At 62.4% G+C, this 1,681-nt stretch carries 2 pseudogenes; both read right to left on the bottom strand.

The annotated features are described in order from the left end of the window. Positions 1-90: 90 nt before the first annotated feature. Positions 91-430: pseudogene (locus tag NKH22_RS31430) on the bottom strand (hypothetical protein). After that, positions 430-1,524, bottom strand: a pseudogene (locus tag NKH22_RS31425) (IS5 family transposase). The pseudogenes NKH22_RS31430 and NKH22_RS31425 overlap by 1 nt, the downstream one beginning before the upstream one ends. Positions 1,525-1,681 lie beyond the last annotated feature (157 nt).

The raw sequence follows: 1,681 nt of genomic DNA, 5'->3' as shown, positions 1-1,681 counted from the left end.
GGCGATCTACATCGGGTTCTCACATCTCGACAGGAGCAGCCGCCCTCAATTTGGCTCGGGCGGACCCCAATCAACCATCTGTTGAAAAATTCAGGCTCTTTCGCAAACGAAGCCTGAATCGTCGGCGTTGTGGATGTAGAAGTGGCCGACGAGGCGGCCTGCAGTGCCAAAGACAGCCCAGCCGCGGCCAGAGGCTGGGTCTTTCTCATCATGCCCCTCCCACGAGAATTCCGCACATGCTGAGCCATCGCGGGTGCCATATCGGACATCGAGGAAGCCCTTGAGTGCGCCGACGGCGATCTCGCCATCCGCCGAGCCTTTGAATGTCAGATGCGCTTCCTCGACGAGATCGAGGAAGATCCCAAACATCCATCTCGACGATGCGCCAGCGGCCGGCAAAGGCCTTGGCGAAGCCGGGAACCTTGGCCATCAGCCGGTCTCCGCCATGAGCTTTGGCAGTCGCACCAGATTGTAGGCAGCGGCTGCGAAGGTGAAGGCCCATCCGACACGGTCGCGGCCGCGGAACCCAGCCTTGTGCTGGCCGGCCACGACCTTGATCCAACCGAATGCCTCTTCGATGCGCTTCCTGATGCGCTGGCTGACAGCATAGCCGCCATGCCGCGTCATGCGCCCGTCGATCGCGGAACTGCGGCCGCTCGTGTTGTTCTGCGCTACATGCGGCGTCACCCTGATCGAGCGCAGCTCATTGACAAAGTCTTCAGTGTCGTAGGCCTTGTCGGCACCGAGCGTGATCGCCTGTGGGCGTTCCGCGCGAGGTTCGATCATGTGCAGTGCGGCCACCCGCTCAGCATGTCCGTCCGCCAGTGTCAGGCAGGCGTCGACCAGCAGGCCGTGGCGGTTCTCCATCAAGCCATGTCCCACAAAGTACAGCTTGGCCTCCTTGCCTTTGCCCTTGCGATAGAGCCGGGCATCCGGATCGGTGGTCGAGGCATGTGTGTCGTTCGAGCGCTTGTGGCCATGGAAGTCCGCTTCCGCGTTTCGCCCGCCCCCTTCAGCCGGCGGCTCGCCCGAGCCGTCCTTCGGTTTGACGCTCTTCATCGACGCCCAGGCCTAGATCAGCGTTCCGTCGACCGAGAAGTGATCCGTCGAGAGAAGCCTCTTGACCTTGGGCTGCACCAGCACCGCGCTCAGGGACTTTGCGGCGATGTCGCCCTCCAGCAGCCGGTCCCCGGTTCTTGGAGAACACAGAACGGTCCCAGGCCGCATCGTCAACGCCAATCCCGACGAACCAGCGGAACAGAAGGTCGTATTCCAGCCGCTCCATCAACAGCCGCTCCGAGCGGATCGAATAGAACGCCTGCAATAGCATTGCCCGCAGCAGCTTCTCCGGCGGGGTCGAAGGCCGCCCCAAGGCGAATACAGCGCCGCGAAGTCCCGCTCCAACGCCGCCAGCGCCTCGTTCACAATCGCCCGAATGCGGCGCAACGGATGATCGCGCCGCACCCGAGCCTCGAGATCAACATAACTCAACAGTTCGCCAGAGCGGTCGCCCCCGCCGCGCATGCCTCGGTCTCCGAATCTCTTCGGAGACACTGAATCACGCTCACAGCCTCGCTGCGAGCCACTTTTTCAACAGATGTTGTGATTGGGGTCCGCCCGAGCCAAATTGAGGGCGGCTGCTCCTGTCGAGATGTGAGAACGTGGTCGATGTAGATCGCCT

The sequence above is a fragment of the Mesorhizobium sp. M1252 genome, from assembly GCF_040318265.1.
Taxonomy (GTDB): domain Bacteria; phylum Pseudomonadota; class Alphaproteobacteria; order Rhizobiales; family Rhizobiaceae; genus Mesorhizobium.
This window is presented reverse-complemented; position numbering and strand designations above follow the sequence as displayed.